The 19,422-nt window shown below is 70.3% G+C and carries 14 protein-coding genes; 3 read left to right on the forward strand and 11 right to left on the reverse strand.

The window, feature by feature from the left end; all coding sequences use genetic code 11:
- Positions 1-99 precede the first annotated feature (99 nt).
- The 3 genes from QN245_RS14375 to QN245_RS14385 form a co-directional block, all read right to left on the reverse strand.
- On the reverse strand, positions 100-3,993 hold the full coding sequence (locus tag QN245_RS14375) for a YhdP family protein (protein WP_184449239.1): 3,894 nt from the start codon (positions 3,991-3,993) through the stop codon (positions 100-102).
- A gap of 157 nt (positions 3,994-4,150) precedes the next feature.
- Positions 4,151-5,641, reverse strand: a complete 1,491-nt coding sequence (gene rng, locus QN245_RS14380) for a ribonuclease G (RefSeq protein WP_160968300.1) — start codon at positions 5,639-5,641, stop codon at positions 4,151-4,153.
- The gene (locus QN245_RS14385; protein ID WP_317845372.1) at positions 5,641-6,207 is read right to left on the reverse strand and encodes a Maf family nucleotide pyrophosphatase; all 567 of its coding nucleotides are present in this window, start codon (positions 6,205-6,207) and stop codon (positions 5,641-5,643) included. The genes rng and QN245_RS14385 overlap by 1 nt, the downstream gene beginning before the upstream one ends.
- A 133-nt stretch (positions 6,208-6,340) precedes the next feature.
- Between QN245_RS14385 and QN245_RS14390 the strand changes: the two genes are divergently transcribed.
- From QN245_RS14390 to QN245_RS14400, 3 genes are all read left to right on the forward strand, one after another.
- Positions 6,341-7,078: an SIMPL domain-containing protein gene (locus QN245_RS14390; protein ID WP_160968296.1), complete on the forward strand. Its 738-nt coding sequence runs from the start codon at positions 6,341-6,343 to the stop codon at positions 7,076-7,078.
- A gap of 326 nt (positions 7,079-7,404) precedes the next feature.
- Positions 7,405-8,076: an energy transducer TonB gene (locus tag QN245_RS14395; protein ID WP_184643763.1), complete on the forward strand. Its 672-nt coding sequence runs from the start codon at positions 7,405-7,407 to the stop codon at positions 8,074-8,076.
- Positions 8,077-8,238: 162 nt separating this feature from the next.
- Positions 8,239-11,004 (forward strand): TonB-dependent receptor, encoded by a 2,766-nt coding sequence (locus tag QN245_RS14400; protein WP_160968292.1) that lies wholly within the window; start codon positions 8,239-8,241, stop codon positions 11,002-11,004.
- Positions 11,005-11,166: 162 nt separating this feature from the next.
- On the opposite strand, the gene rlmH is transcribed toward QN245_RS14400, so the two are convergent.
- From rlmH to QN245_RS14440, 8 genes are all read right to left on the reverse strand, one after another.
- Positions 11,167-11,637 (reverse strand): 23S rRNA (pseudouridine(1915)-N(3))-methyltransferase RlmH, encoded by a 471-nt coding sequence (rlmH, locus tag QN245_RS14405; protein ID WP_010340439.1) that lies wholly within the window; start codon positions 11,635-11,637, stop codon positions 11,167-11,169.
- 22 nt (positions 11,638-11,659) lie between these two features.
- Complete coding sequence (locus QN245_RS14410) at positions 11,660-12,823, reverse strand: J domain-containing protein (RefSeq protein WP_317843491.1); 1,164 nt, start codon at positions 12,821-12,823, stop codon at positions 11,660-11,662.
- Complete coding sequence (gene rsfS, locus QN245_RS14415) at positions 12,816-13,235, reverse strand: ribosome silencing factor (RefSeq protein ID WP_160968290.1); 420 nt, start codon at positions 13,233-13,235, stop codon at positions 12,816-12,818. Before rsfS ends, QN245_RS14410 begins: the two co-directional genes overlap by 8 nt.
- 56 nt (positions 13,236-13,291) lie before the next feature.
- The gene (nadD, locus tag QN245_RS14420; RefSeq protein ID WP_317843492.1) at positions 13,292-14,062 is read right to left on the reverse strand and encodes a nicotinate-nucleotide adenylyltransferase; all 771 of its coding nucleotides are present in this window, start codon (positions 14,060-14,062) and stop codon (positions 13,292-13,294) included.
- Positions 14,059-15,093: a DNA polymerase III subunit delta gene (gene holA / locus QN245_RS14425; RefSeq protein ID WP_160968288.1), complete on the reverse strand. Its 1,035-nt coding sequence runs from the start codon at positions 15,091-15,093 to the stop codon at positions 14,059-14,061. The genes nadD and holA overlap by 4 nt, the downstream gene beginning before the upstream one ends.
- Before the next feature lie 83 nt (positions 15,094-15,176).
- Positions 15,177-15,776, reverse strand: a complete 600-nt coding sequence (locus QN245_RS14430) for an LPS-assembly lipoprotein LptE (protein WP_160968286.1) — start codon at positions 15,774-15,776, stop codon at positions 15,177-15,179.
- 124 nt (positions 15,777-15,900) lie between these two features.
- Positions 15,901-18,543, reverse strand: coding sequence for a leucine--tRNA ligase (gene leuS, locus QN245_RS14435; RefSeq protein ID WP_317843493.1), 2,643 nt, complete (start codon positions 18,541-18,543; stop codon positions 15,901-15,903).
- 222 nt (positions 18,544-18,765) lie between these two features.
- A complete protein-coding gene (locus tag QN245_RS14440) occupies positions 18,766-19,389 on the reverse strand; it encodes a DUF998 domain-containing protein (RefSeq protein WP_317843494.1) in 624 nt (207 codons plus the stop codon).
- Positions 19,390-19,422 lie beyond the last annotated feature (33 nt).

Genomic DNA, 19,422 nt, shown 5'->3' on the forward strand with positions numbered 1-19,422 from the left:
CAGCGCAAGCGGCAGACTCCGCAGCACGCGCGACCGCCACCAATCCCCAATTCCGGGCTTTCAACAGCCGCAGGCTGGTCATCCCCGATCCCCGCCCGCTCAGGGCGTACCGGCCGGCGCCGGCTGGCGCGCGGATTCGCGCTCGATCACGTCCACCTTGGGATCCTTCCACGGTCCGGTGACCCGGTAGGTGCGCGCGCCGATGTTACCCAGCGGCTTGCCCAGCACCGCGTTGGCGGCCGCGCCGACCGCCGCACCGACCGGTCCGCCCGCCACCGCGCCGACCACGGTCAGCAGGTTGCCGGACTTGGGATTGACGTCGATGGTCTGGTCGAACTGCTGGGCGCGCAGGTCGGCCTCGCCACGCACCTTGATCTCCGCGGCCGGGCCATCGATGACCATGCCCTCGCTGCGCGCCACGCCGTCGCCGAAGCGGATCTGGCCGTCGATGCGGTTGAAGGCGAAGCCCTTGGAGAAGAAATCGCGGAAATCGAACATCAGCCGCCGCGGCAACTGCGCCACGCTGAGCAGGCCGAGCACGCGCCCGGCCCCCGGATTCAGTTCCAGCAGCTGGCCGTTGCGCGCGGCGACGTCGAGCTGGCCCTGCACCGTGGCCAGTTGCAGGCCGGACGGCGTGCCCGGCCAGGCCGCGCTGAGCGTCAGCTGACCTTCGCCGCCACGCACCTGCCCGCCGAAGTCCAGGTTCTGCATCAGCTCGCCCAGGTCGCGGCTGTCGACGCTGGCGTTGAGTTGGGTACGGGCGGTGGCGCCCTTGCCGCGCCAGTCGCCGCTGATGTCGATCTTCTGCTTGTCCGAGCGCAGGTGCAGTTGGTCCACCTGCATGCCGTCGGCGAGCTTGCGCGTGCGCAGCGAGGCCGCACCGAGGGTCATCGCACCGAAGCGCAGGTCGTCCACGTCCAGCGCCAGCGCCGGGATCGCCGCCGGGTCCAGGCTGTCGGCGAACGGGCCGGCCGGGACCGGGCCGGCGCTGCCGGCGACCCCGCTGTCGGCAGGCGTGGCGACCACCGCCGTCGGCGTGCCGTCCGCCGTCGGCAACGTGGCCGTGGCCGAGCGCCAGTGCACCCGCGCCAGGCGCCCGCCGAGCACGCCGCCGTCCTTGGTCGGCACGCTGAGGTCGCCGGCCAGGGCCGGGCCGTCCAGGTGCACGTCGATACTGTCGGCCTGCGGCAGCAGGCGCAGGCGGGTGTTGTCGAACACCCCGCCGAGCAACAGCAGATGGTCGGCGAGGATCTCGATGCGACGCAGCGGCATCGGGTCTTCGCCGCCATTGGCCGCGGCGGCGTTCGGATCCGGGCGGCTGACCACGCCGATCCAGTCGATGGCGTTCAACGCGGCGGTGCGCCCGCTCACCACCAGGCCGCTGGCGGGCGGATCGTCGGCGACGTGGTCGCTGCCCATCACCACGCGCACGCCGGTCTTGCCGTCCTGGCTGCGCGCGGCCAGCGCCATCAACTTGCCGAAGGCCACCTCGATGCGGCCGCTGCCGACCGGCAGCGGCACGTTGACCGAAGTGGCCAGCGGTGTCGCCGGCGCCTTGTCCATCGGCGCCGGCATCAACAGCTCGGTGCCGACCAGGTCAGAGCGCAGTTGCAGCCGGGTCGGCGGCTGCGCGCCACCGTCGGGAGTCTTGGGCAGGCCGACGCCGATGTTCCAGCGCGAGCGGCCCTGCACGTAGGGCTTGAGCCAGGCCATTTCCGGCACCCGGTCGAGCAGTTCGTTCGCATCCAGCGTCGCGCTCAGCGCGGCCTCGAAGGCCTGTTGCGGATCCTGCACACCGTCGCCGGCGCGCAGCGCCAGTTCGCCCTGGTGGCCCTGGTAGGACACGCTCAGCTTCTGCGCGGCGAATCCGGTGTCGCTGTAGTTGGCGCTGCCGCGCATGTCGTCGAAGGCCAGGTCCCAGCGCTTGTCGGCGATGTGCGCGCCGAGCAGGTCGACCGTGCCGCGCAGGTGGTGGGTGCCGATGTCGGCACGCAGCGGCTGCAGCAGGTCGAAGGTGACGTCGGCCGGGCCCGAGGCGCTGAGCGCATCCAGGGTGTCGCCGTAACGGGCGCGCAGCGGGCTCTGCCGCAGCATCGCCAGCAGCTTGCCGGTCTCGGCGCGGGTGCTGGCCAGCACGCTGAGCTGGCCTTCCTTGTAGTCGGGCAGCGCCGCCGACAGTTGCTCCACCGGCACCCCGCCCATGCTGCCGCGGCCGTGCACCTCGAAGCCGTTGCCGATGAAGGCGACGCTGGCGTCCACGTTCTCCACCGCCGGCCAGTCGTGCTGGAAGCGCACCTTGGCGTCCTCCAGCCGCGCGGTCGCCTCGAAGCGCCCGTTGTGGTCGGCGAACGGCCAGTCGTCCAGATCGCCGGACACCAGCGCATGGCCGTCGCGCAGGCGCCCGCCCTGCAGCGCGGCGTCGAGCCAGTCGGTGGCGGCCTTGCTCATCTTGGAATGGACCCAGAACGTCTTCGCCGCCACCACCGGCGCGTCCTGCAGATCGGCGGCCAGGTCGATCCACGGCCGCGAGCCATCGCCCTGGAAGCGCAGCCCGCCGCGCACGTCGGCGCCGTAGTCGCTGCCCTGCACGCGCAGCCCCGGGGTCGCCACGCGCAGGCCGTCGCCGTCGCGGAACGCCACGATGCGCCCGGCCAGTTGCACCTGGTGAACCACGCCGAAGCCGCTGGGCCAGTCGACGCGCACCGGACTGCCGGCCTCCAGCGCCAGTTCGCCGGCCTGGGCATCGCCGTCGAAGCGGCCGCGCAGCCCACTCACCCCGGGCGCGCCCCCGGCCGGCGCGAACGCCAGCTCGGTCAGGCGGCCCTGGCCGTACAGCGCACCGCCGGGCACCCCGCTCACCGCCACCTGGGTCAGTTGCAGGCGCGGCCGCGCCACCGCCAACCAACTGCGCAAGCTTGGTGAGAGGCGGTCGCTGAGCCCGGCCACGGCGATCAGCGGCGCCACGTCGAGCTGGTCGCCATACAGGGCGAAGCGGCGCCCGCCGGCCACGGTCAGCCCGTCCAGGCGTTGCAGCGGCTGTCCGGCCTGGCCGAACTGCAGCTGCGGCGCATCCAGCCGCCAGCCGCCGTCGATCTGGCGCCAGCGCGCCTTCGCGCGGAAAGTGGTGAAGGCCAGTTGCGGCCGGGTACGGCCGTCGGCCAGCGGCGCGCCGCGCAGGCGCAGCTCGCGCAGCGTGGCATCCACGGTCACTCCGGCGACCCGGCGCTGCTGCAGATCCAGCCAGGCCTGGACTTCGCCGACACCGCCCTGCAGTTCGATGCCGGCCGCATGCAGCAGGCCGGCCCAGCCGGCCAGCTCCGCCGGGCGCACCGCCAGGTAGGCCTGGCCGTCGCCGCTGTGGCGGTCCAGGTCCAGCACCGCCGTCAGCGGCGCCTGTTGCAGATCGCTCCAGCCCTGCACGCCCACCTGCAGGCGCTCGCCGTTCACGCGCATCCGCAGGTCGATCTTCGGTACCTGCGCCTCCAGGCCCAGCGACGGGGCATGCACACGCAGGCGGCCATCGATAACCTGCAGTTCGCCCAACCCTTCCAGCGCATCCAGCGGATCGCCGCCCTGCCCCGAGGTCGGCAGGCCCTGCACGCTCCAGTTGCCGTCGTCGGCGCGCAGCAGGGTCAGCGCCAGGCCGCGCAGGCGCAGCTCGGTGAACGAGCGCCCCGGCAGCAGTCCCGCATACATCGACACCAGCACTTCGGCCTGGCCGATGCGCACGCCGTCGCCGGCACCGATGCGCAGGCCGTCCAGGCGCAGCAGCGGGCCGCGCCGGGTCCAGGCCGTCTCCAGCCGGTCGAAGCGGATCGGCCGCCCGGCACGCTCGCTCAGCCACGCCGCCACCTGCTGCGGATGCCGCTCGACGAACGGCAGCGCCTGGCTCAACGCGCCCACCGCCAGCGCCACGCACACCAGCCCGATCGCCACCGCGTAGAACGCGAAACGGCGAGCCAGGCGCAGGCGGCGGCGCAGGGGGGTGTGCATCAGGGGCGGGGATTGGGGATTCGGGATTGGGGATTCGCAACAGCAGATCGCGAACCGCCTACTACCACGTGAAATTCAGCCAGAAAATCCCAGGATGAGTCAGCGCCGACAGCGCGCTTTTCCACCAATCCCCAATCCCCAATCCCGACTCCCTGCCTCACAACAGCACCACGTCGAACTGCTCCTGCAGGTATTGTTCGTCGGCCTGGAAGCGGATGGTCTTGCCGAGGAACTCCTCCAGTTCGGCCACCGCTGCCGATTCCTCGTCGGTGATGCGTGCCACCACCTTGGTCGAGGCGATCACCAGCAGCCGCGCCGCGTCGAACTGGCGCACCGCGCGGGTGATCTCGCGGAAGATCTCGTAGGTCACGGTCTCGGCGGTCTTGATCGAGCCGCGGCCGCTGCATTCCGGGCACGGCTCGGACAACTGCCGCTCCAGGCTCTCCACGGTGCGCTTGCGGGTCATCTCCACCAGGCCCAGCGGCGAGAACTCGTACACCGTGGTCTTGGCATGGTCGCGCGAGAGCGCCTTCTCCAACGTGCGCAGCACCTGGCGGCGATGCTCGGCATCGTCCATGTCGATGAAATCGATGATGATGATGCCGCCGAGGTTGCGCAGCCGCAGCTGCCGCGCCACCGCCTGCGCCGCCTCCAGGTTGGTGCGGAACACCGTCTCCTCGAGGTTGCGCTGGCCCAGGAACGAGCCGGTGTTGACGTCGATGGTGGTCATCGCCTCGGTCTGGTCGATGACCAGGTAGCCGCCGGACTTCAGCGGCACCTGCTTGTCCAGTGCGCGCGCGATCTCGTCCTCGACCCCGTACAGGTCGAAGATCGGGCGGTCGCCGGTGTACAGCTCCAGGCGCTCGGCCAGCACCGGCATGTACTTGGCGACGAAGGCCTGCAGCCGCTCGAAGGTCTCGTGCGAATCGACCTTGACCTTTTCCACGTCCTTGCGGATCAGGTCGCGCACCGCGCGCAGCGGCAGGCTCAGGTCCTCGTAGATGATGCTGGCCGGGGCGCCGTCGCGGCCGCGCCGCTCGACCACGTTCCAGACCCGCGACAGGTAGGCGATGTCCTCGGCCAGGGCCTCGGCCGGCTGGCCCTCGGCATTGGTGCGGATGATGTAGCCGAAGCCGCCGTGGCTGGCCGCCAGGTCGGCGACCAGGGTCTTCAGGCGCAGCCGTTCGGCCTCGTCCTCGATCCGCGCCGAGACCCCGATCACCCGCGACTGCGGCAGCAGCACCAGGTAGCGCGAGGGAATGCTGATCTGCGTGGTCAGCCGCGCGCCCTTGCTGCCGATCGGGTCCTTGACCACCTGCACCACGATGTCCTGGCCGTCGCGCAGCAGTTCCACGATCGGCACTGCGGCCGAGACCGGCAGCGGCGTCGCTTCCTCGGTGTCGCCGTTGCCGACCGGCGCCGGCCGCACCACGTCGTTGGCGTGCAGGAACGCGGCGCGCTCCAGCCCGACCTCGACGAAGGCCGCCTGCATGCCGGGCATCACCCGCTGCACCCGGCCCTTGTAGATGTTGCCGACCACCCCGCGACGCCAGCCGCGCTCGATGTGCAGCTCCTGCAGCATGCCGTTCTCGATGACCGCCACCCGGGTCTCGCGTGGTGTGACGTTGACCAGGATCTCTTGCGACATCACAGCACTCCGAAGGTGCGCAGCAGGTGGTGGGTCTGGTGCAGGGGCAGGCCCATCACCCCGGAATAACTGCCGTCGAGACGGCTGACGAAGCGCTCGGCCCCGCCCTGGATCGCATAGGCGCCGGCCCGCCCCATCGGCTCGCCGCTGGCCACGTAGTCGGCGATGTCGCGCGCGGACAGGTCGGCGAAGGTCACCGCCGTCGGCACCAGCACCAGTTCCTCGCGGCCGGCGGCGACCAGTGCCACTGCGGTCATCGCCTGGTGGGTGCGCCCGGACAAGGCCGCCAGCATCGTTGCGGCGTCCTCGGCGTCGGTCGGCTTGCCGAATACGCGGTCGTCCAGCACCACTTCGGTGTCGGCGCCGAGCACCACCGCGTCGGCGGCGTCGGCCAGTTGCGCCAAGCCGGCGCGGGCCTTGTCCAGCGCAACGCGGCGCACATAGGCCTGCGCCGACTCATCCGCCGCGCGCACTTCCGGCACCTCGAGATCGAGGATCCGGAATTGCACGCCGAGGCGGGTCAGCAGTTCGTTTCTGCGAGGGGAACGGGACGCGAGATACAGCATGGCCGAAGGATAACCCGAGCGGACTGACTGAACGATCGCCAATGACGGGACGATCGCGTCGACCCCGAAGAAGATCACGACGCGTTCATCGTCGCAGCAACACCCTCGCCCAATCTTCACAAGGAGAACATCGATGCGCGCATTGTCCGTCCGCCCGCTGCTGCTGGCCCTGTCCCTCGCCCTAGGAGGCACGATGACCGCCCACGCCCAATCCGCCGCGCCCGGCTACGCCGTGCCCGCCGACGGCACCCTGCTCAACATCGCCGCGCAGGCCGAGGCCAAGCGCGCGCCCGACGTCGCCGCCATCTCGGCCGGCGTGGTCACCCAGGCCACCGACAGCGCCGCGGCGATGCGCCAGAACGCCGAGCAGATGACCAAGGTGCTGGCCGCGATCCGCGCCGCCGGCATCGCCGACAAGGACGTGCAGACCAGCGGCGTCAGCCTCAACCCGCAGTACAAGTATGTCGAGAACCAGGCGCCGCAGATCACCGGCTACCAGGCCAACAACTCGGTGAACCTCAAGGTGCGCGACATCGCCAAGCTCGGCAAGGTGCTCGATGCGCTGGCCGCGCAGGGCGCCAACCAGATCAACGGCCCGACCTTCGAGATCGACGATCCGGAACCGCTGTACGACCAGGCCCGCGTCGATGCGCTGAAGAAGGCGCAGGCGCGCGCGCAGAGCTACGCCAAGGCGCTGGGCCTGCGTGTGCGGCGCATCGTCAGCATTTCCGAGGGCGGCGGCGGCGGGGTGCGTCCGCCCATGCCGATGATGCGCGCGATGGCGATGAAGGCCGAGGCCGACACGCCGGTCGCCCCGGGCGAGAGCAGCGTCTCGGTCAACCTGGACGTGGTATTCGAACTGGGCAAGTAAGCGACTGCCCGGACCACACCTCACGACGGCGCCTGCGGGCGCCGTCGTCGTCTCCGGATTCGGCAGCGCCGCCGCCCTCATTGCCGCACCCAGCGCCAGTCGCGGCCACCCTCTTGCCAAAGCGCCCACGACCGGCGCACTGTCGAAACGCGAACGGGCGCGATGACCCCATCCGCCGCGCCCGTGCGTTCAGAGTGGCGAACGAACCGTCGCGAGCAACCGCCAGGCGGGTGCCGTCCGCGCCCGCCTGGCGGTTGCGCAGCAGGTTGGTTCGCCGCTCTTAGCCGTACCGCAGTCCACGACACTCCTATCGCAGAGGTGGATCCATGGTTCGCACGCAACTCCCCGCCCCGTCCTTCCGCATCGACCTGTCCCGGGTCCTGGCCTACAGCACCGCGCTCGCCTTGCACCTGCTGGCCGCCCTGTTGCTGCTGCTTCCGCTCTCGCACGTGACCGCGCCACCGGAACCGGCGCAGGTGCAGCCGCGCTGGCAGCAACCCGTGGTGGTCCCGGTCACTCCGCCGCCGACCATGCCGGTGACCGAGAAACAGACGCCGCCGCAACCGCGCACCCCGACCGCGGTGCCCGTGCCCGTGCCGGTGCCGACCCCGACGCCGGTCGACAGCAGCCCGGTTGCCCTGGACACCGCGCCCAGCGTCGACCCCGCACCCAGCATCGCCGCGCCGAGCCTGCCGCCGGCCAGCGTGAGCGCGCCGGTGGAGGGCATGCAGTTGCAGTACCTGCGTGCACCGGCCCCGCCGTATCCACGCGACGGGCTGCGCGACCGCCTGCAGGGCAGCGTGCTGCTGCGGGTGCTGGTCGGCACGGACGGGCAACCGCTGCAGGTCAGCGTCGAGAAGAGCAGCGGCCACCGGGTGCTGGACCAGGCGGCGCGCGATCAGGTGCTCAAGCGCTGGGCGTTCAAGCCGGCGCTGCAGAACGGCACGCCGGTGCAGGCGTATGGGTTGGTGCCGATCGATTTTTCGCTCGATCGCTGAGGCGCTGTGACACGACCGGCCGCCATCGCCGGCCGGTCGTGTTAATCCAAAATTCACGCATTATTCACGATAGATACACCTAGATGAGAGACAGCCGGCCACCAAGACGTCGGCACTTTCGTCAGAAAGTCACAACCTGCGTTTCCAGTTAGGAGAGAAACTGTGAACACCCCGACCCAACGGCGTGCAACCCGCCGTACCCTGCTGTGTGCCTCCGTCGCCGGCGTTCTCGCCACCCTCGCAGGCCCTGCCGCCTTCGCCCAGGAAGCGGCCACCAATCTCGACCGCATCACCGTCACCGGTTCCAACATCCCGCGCACCAATACCGAGACCCCGGCACCGGTGCAGGTGGTGAGCCGCCAGGAAATCGACCGCAGCGGCAAGACCTCGCTGGGCGAGTACCTGCAGACCCTGACCGCCAATGGCGCTGGTGCGGTTCCGAAGAGCTTCGGCCAAGGTTTCGCCGGCGGCGGCTCCGGCATTTCGCTGCGCGGCCTGGGTGCCGGTTCCACCCTGGTACTGCTGAACGGCCGACGCATGGCCACCTACGGCCTGGCCGACGACGGACAGAAGGTCTTCACCGACCTGAGCACGATCCCGCTGGACGCGGTCGAGCGGGTCGAAGTGCTGAAGGACGGTGCCTCGGCGATCTACGGCTCCGACGCCATCGCCGGTGTGGTCAACATCATCCTGCGCAGCGACTTCCAGGGCGCGATCCTGCGCGGCTCCTACGGCATCTCCGGCGATGGCGACGGCGATGCGCGCAAGGCGACCCTGACCGCCGGTACCGGCGACCTGTCCCGCGACGGCTGGAACGCATTCTTCAGCCTGGACGTGGGCAAGACCGACGCGATCAAGATCGGCGACCGCAAGGATCGCAAGTGGATCGGCACCGGCGACATCCGCCGCTGGGGCTACGCGGCGCAGGACGCGCAGTTTCTCGGCGGCGCCTACCGCAGCGGCGGCACCAACATCGGCAGCCTGAACGGCCCGAACGGCTCGGTGTTCGACACCAGCGGGCAACTGGTCGCGCTGCCCGGCTGCGCCGGCCTGACCACCATCCCGGGGCAGAACGAGGCTACCTCGCAGGCGCAGGGTTGCCTGTGGGATCCGGTGCAGCAGTTCCGCGACCTGTCACCCGAAGAGAAGTACGTCAACGTGTTCGGCCGCGCCAGCTTCGCCTTCGGCGAGGGCGGCGAGATCTACACCGAGATCGGCTACTCGAAGAAGAACACGGTCTTTTCCAATACCCCCTCCAACGTGTCCGGCGGCTGGGGCTACCCGGGCGGCCCGGTCAACGCCAACAGCGGCCCCGGTGCCACCGTGCTCTACGCCGGCCATCCGGACAACCCGCTGCCCTACGACGCGCGCGTGCGCTACAGCGCCTGGGACGTGGGTCCGCGCGTCACCGACAACACCAACGAGTTCAACCGCTTCCTGGTCGGCGTGAAGGGCAACTGGGGCGACTGGAGCTACGACACCGGCTATTTGCACTCCGGCACCGTCCTGACCAGCACGCGCACCGGCTTCCTGCGCTATAGCGCGGTGCGTTGCGTGCTGGGCAATCCGGCCTGCCCGGCCGGCACCTGGCGCATCGGCGACAACGCCAACCTGAACTCGCAGGCGCTCTACGACTACATCTCGCCGACCATCAACGCGCGTGCCAAGTCTGGCCTGGACATGTTCAACTTCACCGTCTCGCGCAGCCTGGCCGACCTCAAGGGCGGACCGCTGGGCCTGGCGCTGGGCGCGGAATGGCGCAAGACCAGCAACAGCCTGACCCCGCAGACCTACACCGACATCGGCGACATCATCGGCCTGGGCTATTCGGCCTACGACGGCACCCAGAACGTCTATGCCGGCTACGTCGAATTGTCCGCACCGGTGCTGGAACAACTGGAACTGTCGGCGGCACTGCGCTACGACAAGTACGACGGCGGCGACGGCAAGGCCACGCCGAAGCTTGGCGTGAAGTGGACCCCGGCCGAGTGGATCGCGCTGCGCGCCAGCTATGCGGAAGGCTTCCGGGCGCCGAACCCGGCCGAAAACGGCAACGGCGGCCTGGCCGCGTTTTCCAATGCGGCCGATCCGGTGCGCTGCGCGATCAGTGCCAGCGAGTGCGGGACGCGTTCGGTGGCGATCATCACCCGCCCGAACCCGGCGCTGAAGCCCGAGGAATCCAAGAGCTACTCGGTGGGCTTCGTGCTGCAGCCGACATCGACGACCTCGCTGACCGTGGACGGCTGGGAGATCAAACGCACCAACGAGATCGCCCCGAGCAGTACCCGCGATGCGATCCTTGCCGGCAACGTGCTGCGCGACAGCAACAACATCGGCGGCGTCCCCAACAGCGGCACCATCCTGGCAGTCAACACCGGTTACGTGAACGCGAACTCCTCGCGCGTGCGCGGCATCGACACCGACATCCGCCAGACCTTCGCGATCGGCCCGGGCCAGTTGGAGCTGGACGCGCAGTGGAGCCACCTGCTCAAGTTCGAGCGCACCGAAGGCGGCAGCACCGTCGACTACGTGGGCACGCACGGCAACTGCGACGTGACCAACTGCATCGGCACGCCGCAGGACCGCATCAACTTCGGCACCACCTGGAAGCAGGGCAGCTGGAGCGTGAGCGGCGTGGTGAACTACATCGACAGCATCGAGAACAAGGACAGCCGCGGCGGCGAGTACCAGGCGTTCTACGCCGACGGCACGCCGGTCAAGAAGATCGCCTCGTTCACCACCTTCGATCTGTCGGGCCGCTGGAACATCACCGAGGCGTTCGAACTGAGCGCGTCGGTGGAGAACGTGTTCGACCGGATCGCGCCGCTGGATCCGACCACCTACGGTGCGGTCAACTACAACCCGCTGCACGTCAGCGGTGCGATCGGCCGCTACTTCACGGTGGGCGCGAAGTACACGTTCAACTGATGGCCGAGGTCGCACTGCAGTAACGAAAAGCCCGGGCGAAAGCCCGGGCTTTTTTTCTGCATGAGCGGCTCACACGCATCGGTAGTCACGCGCACGGTGCCGCCGCGCGAGCGCTCGCAGTCCGCGATCAGCGATCAGCGATCAGCGACCAATGATCAGCGATCAGGCGCGGTGGTAGGGATGATTGGCCAGCATCGCCGCAGCGCGGTACAGCTGCTCGGCCACCACCAGCCGGACCAGCATGTGCGGCAGGGTCAGCGGCCCCAGCGACCAGGATTCGCTGGCAACCGCCAGCACTTCCGGCGAATGGCCCTCGGGCCCGCCGATCAGAAAGGCCAGATCGCGCCCCTGCCCACGCCAGTGCTCCATGCGTTGCGCCAGTTGCTCGGAACTGTGCTGCTTGCCCGGCACGTCCAGCGCCACCACCAACGCGTTCTTCGGCAGCGCGGCCAGGACCCGGCGGCCCTCGTCCTCGATGGCGCGTTGCGCATCGCGGCCCTTGCCGCGCAGGCCAGGCTCGATCTCGACCAGGTCCAGCGGCAGCCAGTGCGAGAGCCGCTTGCGATACTCGGCGAAGCCCTGCGCCACCCAGGCCGGAGCACGCTCGCCGGTGGCGATGAGGCGCGCCTTCATCGCCGCGCGCGCCGAGGGCGCATCACCAGCGCTGGTCCAGAAGCATGGCGTCGTACATCGCGTCGTCCAGTTCCTGCTCGGCCAGCCGCGCTCGCTCGCGCTCACGCTTCAACCATTGCTTGAGCGTATCGGCGCTCCGCACGGCAGCGCGATCGTCTGCACAGGAGCGGATCTCCTCCTGCACTTGCCGCTTGATCTGCGCCAACAGCGCATCCAGACGCTGCGGTTGCGGGGCGCGACCGTCGTAAAGACCGTAACGCCCCATGAAGTCATCGACCAGCCCGGCCAATGTCTGCTCGACCTGCTGCAGTTGCGTGGCGAACAGGCTGTTGTAATCGCGGATGCGCTCCTCCGCCATCGCCGCGATGCCGGCCTGATCCAACTGACCGATCTCCAGTTGCAGTTCCAGCAACGCCAGCAGATCGTCGTCCTGATAGGCCTGGTTGAGGCGCTGCATCAAGGCGGTCTTGCGCGCGCGCTGCTGCGGATCGGGTTCGCGGTCCGGATGCAGCGCAGCCACCAGGTTGCGATACAGCGCGCGCCGTGCCTGTTGCGGGTCGGCAGCGACCTGCGTGGCCTTGCCGGCACCGGCACGGCGGCGCCTGTCGCGCTGCTGGGCGCGCCCGGCCGCATGCGCCTGCTGTGCGTGCAGACGCTCCTGGACCTGCGCATACAACGCCTCGGGGGACTGGATGTGCGCCAGTTCTTCTTCGGTCAGCCCGAACTCCTCGCCGACCACCGACTTCAACAGCGCCTCGGATTCGGCCTGTCCCTGCTCGAAGCCGATCGGGCTATGGCGATCGTAGATGTCCTTCAGCGCGTCGTTGTCGCCGTCCTCGATCAACAGCGCGGCCAGTTCGCAGATGCACTCGGACAGATCGGCGCGATCGCGCTTGCTCAACTTGTAGGCCGCATGCGCCGCATCCAGTTCCCGCAGCAACTGCCCCTGCGCAGCGTCGCGCTCTCGCAGCAAGGGATCGACCTGCTCGTGGAAACGCTGCTCCCACCGCGGCAATGCGTCCTGCCACGCATGCAACTGGGCGCGGGCGCGCTCCAGACGCTTGATCAGGGAATCGAACCGCTTGCGCGCCGGCGTCGCGCGTGTCGATGCGACGGCGCCGACGCGGCCACGGACCGGCAACGCATCGCCGGCCGTGGTGCACGAGGGGTCCTGCCGCTTAGGCATCGCGTGCCGTGTCGTCGCCGTCGTCGTCGCCTGGCGGCTGGTCGCCGACCGTCCACAGCCGCTCCAGCGCATAGAACTCGCGCACCCGCGGCAGCATCACGTGCACCACCACGTCGCCGAGATCGACCAGCACCCACTCGGCCTCGCGCTCGCCTTCCACGCCCAGCGGCATCACGTCCAGGCGCTTGGCGAACTTGATCACTTCGTCGGCGATCGACTTGACGTGGCGGGTGGAGGTACCGGACACGATGACCAGGTAATCGGTGACGCTGGACTTGCCGCGCACGTCGATTTCCGCGATGTCCTTGGCCTTGAGTTCCTCGACCGCCTCGCGGACGTGGGCGAGCAGGACCGGCAGCGGCGGCGGCGGATTGGGGACTTGGGTCTTGATGACGTGGGCTTGACTGGACAAAGCGGCGAACTCGATGGAATGGGGCGAATTATAGGCGACCCCGGCAGGGCACGTATTCAGCCAGCGGGGGCGGCGCCGGGCGCATACAGGCCATGGTCGCGGATGTAGGCGGCCACCGGCGCCGGCAGCAAGGCCGCCCAGTCCTCGCCGGCGGCGATGCGCGCGCGCACCAGGCTGGCCGATTCGCTGCGCAGCGGTTGCCGCAGGCACCACAGCCGCCCGCCCGGCGCGCGGGTCAGCGCCTGCGGCGTGTCGGCCCAGCGCCCGGCCACCGCCTGCGCCAGTTCCGCCGGCACCGCCCGCTCCCAGCCACTGCCGGCGCGGTCGGCGACGATCAGATGCGCGGCCTCGAGCAGCGCCCGCCATTCGCGCCAGCCGCTGAAGCCGACGAAGCTGTCGCTGCCGATCAGCAGCGCCAGCGGCGCGTCGGCACCGAGCTCGGCCCGCAGTTCGCGCACCGTGTCGATGCTGTAGGACGCCACGCCGGGCCGGGCCTGCGCGCGGCGCAGCTCGTGCAGGTCCAGCAGCAGCCCGGGCGTGTCGGCGATCGCCAGCGCCAGCATCGCGCAGCGCTGCTGCGCATCGGCGCCGGGCGCCGGGCGGTGCGGCGGATCGGCCGCCGGCATCAGCCGCACCGGCACCCCGAACGCATCCCGCGCCGCCCGCGCGATCGCCAGGTGGCCGTTGTGGATGGGATCGAAGGTGCCGCCGTAGACGAGGGTGAGAGGCCGGGATTCGGGATTCGGGATTCGGGATGAACCAGCCGCCTGCGCGGGATCGCCGCTGTTGCCAATCCCCAATCCCGACTCCCCAATCCCAGCCGTCATACCACCAACAACCGCACCGCCCGCGCCTCGGCGATCGCCAGCAGCAGGCGCTCCAGGGCGATCCAGGCGTCGCCGTCGGCGCGGCCCTTGGCGATGCGGTCGATGCGACCGGCCTCGGCGGCGAAGCGTTCCCAGCGGCGCGGTTCGGCGTGCCGCTGCAGGGCGCGCTTGAACGGCGCCTGCCGCGATTCCCAGATGCCCTGCCCTTTCATCTCCGCCGCCAGGTTGCCCCCGGCGGCCTGCACCTTGGCCAGGGCGGCGGTGCGCAGCAGTTCCTTGATCAGGATCGGCAGCAGCGCGGCCACTGCCTCGCCCTCGGCGCGCAGGCCGGCAAGCATGCGCCGCACCGCCGGCGCCTGGCCGCCGAGGGTGGCCTCGGCCAGGCGGAACACGTCGTAGCGCGCGGCATCGGCGACCAGCGACTCCATCGCCGCCACGTCCAGGCCCTGGCCGTCGGCCAGCAGCGCCAGCTTGTCGATCTCCTGCGCCGCCGCCAGCAGGTTGCCTTCCACCCGCTCGGCCAGGCGTTGCACCGCGCCGGCATCGGCGCGCAGGCCCTTGCTGCGCAGGCGCCGCTCGATCCAGTCGCCCAGTTCGTGCGGCTTGATCGCCCAGGCCACGGCGATGGTGCCGATGCGCCCGACGGCGTCGGCCCACTTGCCCTGGTGCGCCTTGCTCCACTCGTTGCAGGTGATCAGCAGCACCACGTCCGGCGGCGGGTCGGCGCAGAACGCAGCGATGACCTCGCCGCCCTCCTTGCCGGGCTTGCCGCTGGGCAGGCGAAGCTCGATCAGGCGTTGCGCGCTGAACAGGCTGGGCGCATTGAAACTGGAATACAGCTGGCCCCAGTCGAAATCGCGGCCGTCGGCATCGAACACCTCGCGCTCACTGATGCCGGCGGCGCGCGCGCGCGCGCGCACCGCGTCGGCCGCCTCGAGCACGCGCAGGGTTTCCGGTCCGGCGATCAGGTAGACCGGCTGCAGCGGCTGCGATGCCGGCTGGGTGGCGAGTTGTTCGGGACGCAGTTCCATGGCGACAGCCTACGCTGCGGCGGCCGCATGCGGCGAGCGCCGCGCGCCCGCGCGGGGCGGCGGCGATGGCAGCGGACGGACGCTCAAGGCTGCGGCGTGGTCGCCGGCTTGCCGTCGACCGGCTTCCCTTCGACCGGCGTGCCGTCGGTGGACGGCGGCGCGGCGTTGACGTCCTTGCCGTCGCGCACCTGCGCCCGCACCACGCTGTCGATCCGGCGCAGCATCGACGCCGACATCTCGCGGCGCAGTTCGTCGGCGAGGATCTCGCGCTCGGTGGAGGTACCGGTGGCGTCGGTCGGCGGCGACACGTAGTCGCGCGACAGTTCGATCACCTGCTGCGGCACCAGCACGCTGCCGTCGGCGCGCAGGAATACGAAGATCGCCGCGTAGCGCAGGCTGTATTCCTGGGCACGGCCCTCGGCGTCGAGCGCGATCGGCAGGTCGCCCCAGCGCTCGGACAGCACTTCCAGGCGGGCCACGCCGGTATTGACGTCCTTGGGTGCGATCTCGGCGCCGGCCGCGCGCAGGCCGCGCTCGAGCAGCTTGGCCAGCTCGCTGTACGGTGCCGAGGACACCACCTTCACCGACGGCGTGTCGGCCGGCAGGGTCAGCTTGTTGCGCAGGTGGAAACCGCAGGCGGTCAGGGACGCCGCGAGGACGAAAGCGAGCAGGAGTCGGGTCATGGACACAGTCTGGAGGAGCCGGCTGGGCGCGGCAACAGGCGGCTAGCCTGCCGCACGCTGCGTGAACGCGGGTTGAGACCTGCCGCACCGCGCGGCCGCGGCGCGACCGGAGCGGCGCGCCGGCTCACGCCGCCACCAGGTTCACGATCTTGCCGGGCACGATGATGATCTTGCGGATGCTCAGCCCTTCCAGGAACTTGGCCGCATTCGGCTCGGCCTGGGCCAGCGCCTCGATCTGCTCGCGGGGGGTGTCGGCACCGACCTCGATGGTGCCGCGCAGCTTGCCATTGACCTGCACCGCCAGGGTCACCGCATCGCGCACCAGCGCGGCCGGGTCCGGCTGCGGGAACGGCACGTCCTCCAGCAGCGTCGGCGCATGGCCCAGCGCCTGCCACAGCGCGTGGCTGGCGTGCGGGGTGATCGGGTTGAGCAGCAGCACCGCCGCTTCCAGCGCTTCCTGGCGCACCGCGCGGCCCTGCGCGCTGGTGTCGTCGAACTTGGCCAGCGCATTGGTCAGCTCCATCACCGCGGCGATCGCGGTGTTGAAGCTGTGGCGGCGGCCGTAGTCGTCGGCGACCTTGCCGATGGTCTCGTGGGTCTTGCGCCGCAGCGCCTTGTGCTCGGCGTCCAGCGCGGCCGGGTCCAGCGCCGGGGCGGCGCCGTCGGCGACGTGCTTGTGCACCTGCGCCCACAACCGGCGCAGGAACCGCGCCATGCCGTCCACGCCGGCCTCGTTCCACTCCAGCGACTGCTCCGGCGGCGCGGCGAACATCGAGAACAGGCGCACCGTGTCGGCGCCGTACTTGCCGACCATCGCCTGCGGATCGACGCCGTTGTTCTTGGACTTGGACATCTTCTCGGTGCCGCCGATCAGCACCGGCTGACCGTCGCCCCTGTGCACCGCGCCGATCACCCGCGCCTTATCGTCGCGCTGCACGTCCACGTCGGCCGGGTTGATCCAGTCCTTGGAGCCGTCCGGGTTCTGCCGGTAGAAGGTCTCGGCGATCACCATGCCCTGGGTCAGCAGGTTGGTGGCCGGCTCGTCGCTGTCCACCAGGCGCGCGTCGCGCAGCAGTTTGTGGAAGAAGCGGAAGTACATCAGGTGCAGGATCGCGTGCTCGATGCCGCCGATGTACTGGTCCACCGGCAGCCAATAATTGCCGCGCTTGTCGACCATGTCCTTGGCGCCGGGCGATGTATAGCGCGCGTAGTACCAGCTCGACTCCATGAAGGTGTCGAAGGTGTCGGTCTCGCGCTCGGCCGCCGCGCCGCACTGCGGGCAGGTGGTCTTGCGCCATTCCGGGTCGGTCTTCAGCGGCGAGCCGGTGCCGCTCAGGGCCACGTTCTCCGGCAGCAGCACCGGCAACTGGTCTTCCGGCACCGGCACCGCGCCACAGCTTTGGCAGTAGATCACCGGGATCGGGCAGCCCCAGTAGCGCTGGCGGCTGACGCCCCAGTCGCGCAGGCGATAGTTGACCCGGCGCTGGCCCTGGCCCTTGCGCTCGAAGCGCTCGGCCAGCGCCTCGAACGCGCCCTGGAAGTCCAGCCCGTCGAACTCGGCGGAATTGACCAGCTCCAGCTCGCGGGTCTTGTCGCCGTACCAGTCCTGCCAGCGGGTCGGGTCGTAGCTGCGCTCGTCGTCGTTCTTCGGCGCCTTCAGCGCGATCACCTGGCGGATCGGCAGGGCGTACTTGCTGGCGAATTCGAAATCGCGCTGGTCGTGGCCGGGCACCGCCATCACCGCGCCGGTGCCGTAGCCCATCAGCACGAAGTTGGCGACCCACACCGGCACTTGCTCGCCGCTGATCGGGTGCACCGCGGTCAGGCCGGTCGCCATGCCGCGCTTTTCCTGGGTTTCCAGTTCGGCCTCGGAGACGCCGCCCTGCTTCAACTCGGCCAGCAGTGCGGCCAGCTCGGGATTGGACTTGGCCGCATGCAGCGCCAGCGGATGCTCGCTGGCGATGGACACGAAGGTCACGCCCATCAGCGTGTCCGGGCGCGTGGTGAACACGCGCAGCGGATCCAGCGCGCTGCCGTCGGCGTCGCGCACGTCGAACTGGATCTCCAGGCCCTCGGATCGGCCGATCCAGTTGCGCTGCATGGTCTTGACCGACTCCGGCCAGCCCGGCAGCTGATCCAGGCCGTCCAGCAGTTCCTGCGCGTAGTCGGTGATGCGCAGGAACCACTGCGGGATCTCGCGCTTTTCCACCAGCGCGCCGGAGCGCCAGCCGCGGCCGTCGATGACCTGCTCGTTGGCCAGCACGGTCTGGTCGATCGGGTCCCAGTTCACCACCGCGTTGCGGCGGTAGGCCAGGCCCTTGCGCATCAGCCGGGTGAACATGCGCTGCTCGTGCACGTAGTACTCGGGCCGGCAGGTGGCGAACTCGCGCGACCAGTCGATGGCGTAGCCCAGCGACTTGAGCTGGCTGCGCATGTGGTCGATGTTGGCGTAGGTCCACTTCGCCGGCGCGGTCTTGTTCTTGATCGCGGCGTTCTCGGCCGGCAGGCCGAACGCGTCCCAGCCCATCGGCTGCAGCACGTTCTTGCCGATCATGCGCTGGTAGCGGCTGATCACGTCGCCGATGGTGTAGTTGCGCACGTGGCCCATGTGCAGCGCCCCGGACGGGTACGGCAGCATCGACAGGCAGTAGAACTTGGGCTTGTCGGAGGTCTCGTCGACCTCGAAGGCGCGGGTGGCGTCCCAGAACTGCTGGGCGGACGATTCGACCTGCTGCGGGTCGTAGGCGGTGGGCTCGACGGCGGACATGGAAACGGGCAAGGGCCAGGCGGCAACAAAGCGGGCAAGGGTACCGCAGCGCAGCAGGCGGCTCCAATCGTGGCGACGGACGGCAGCGGCGCGCAGCCCCGTGGCGCCCCCGGGCAGGCGCGGGAACCGCGGCTGCAGCGCCATCGGCGCCATGGACGGACGCAGCGGATCTCAGCTGCGCCGCAGCCCGCCGCGCCGGCCGACTGCGCAAGCCCGGCAGGGTCAACCGCGCTGCGGCACCGCCTGCGGCCCCGGCCAGCAGGCCAGCAACGCCAGCCAGCCCCACCACAGCAGGAACACCAGCCGCTGCGCCAGCGCCGGCGACAGCAACCGGTCCAGCGCGAACGCGCCCAGCGCCACCAGCAGCGCCATCGCCAACGCCAACGCGGCCCAGCCGCGCGCGGCGGGATCGCGGCGCGCGCCCAGCCCCAGCAGGGCCGCGGCCGCCACCAGCGCCACCACCCACAGCAACCAGGCGCTGGCATGCAACTGGGTCGCGCGCGCCTCCAGGTCGGTCGGGTCCAGCGGCAGCAGGCCCATGCCGGCGAAGGCCAGGCCGGCCAACAGCAGCAGTTGCCCACCGACCCGCAGCGACCAGGGCGCGTGGCGGCCGGCGCGGCGCAACAGCCGCAGCGCCAGCGCCATCGCCAGGCACCCCGGCAGCACGAACGCCAGCAGATTGAACGCCCAGGCATGCGGGATGCCGCGCGCGCCGAGCAGGGCCAGCGGATGCGACCACGGCAGATAGCCCGGCAGGACCGCGCCGAAACCCAGCATCGCCGCCACCGCGGCCAACGCCAGCAGCGGTCCGACCCAGCGCACCACCCGTTCGCTCACTTCGCCCATCCGCTGCCCTCCTTTCGCGCCGCCATGGCGCCT

Origin of the sequence: Xanthomonas rydalmerensis (assembly GCF_033170385.1) — a bacterium.
GTDB lineage: Bacteria > Pseudomonadota > Gammaproteobacteria > Xanthomonadales > Xanthomonadaceae > Xanthomonas_A > Xanthomonas_A rydalmerensis.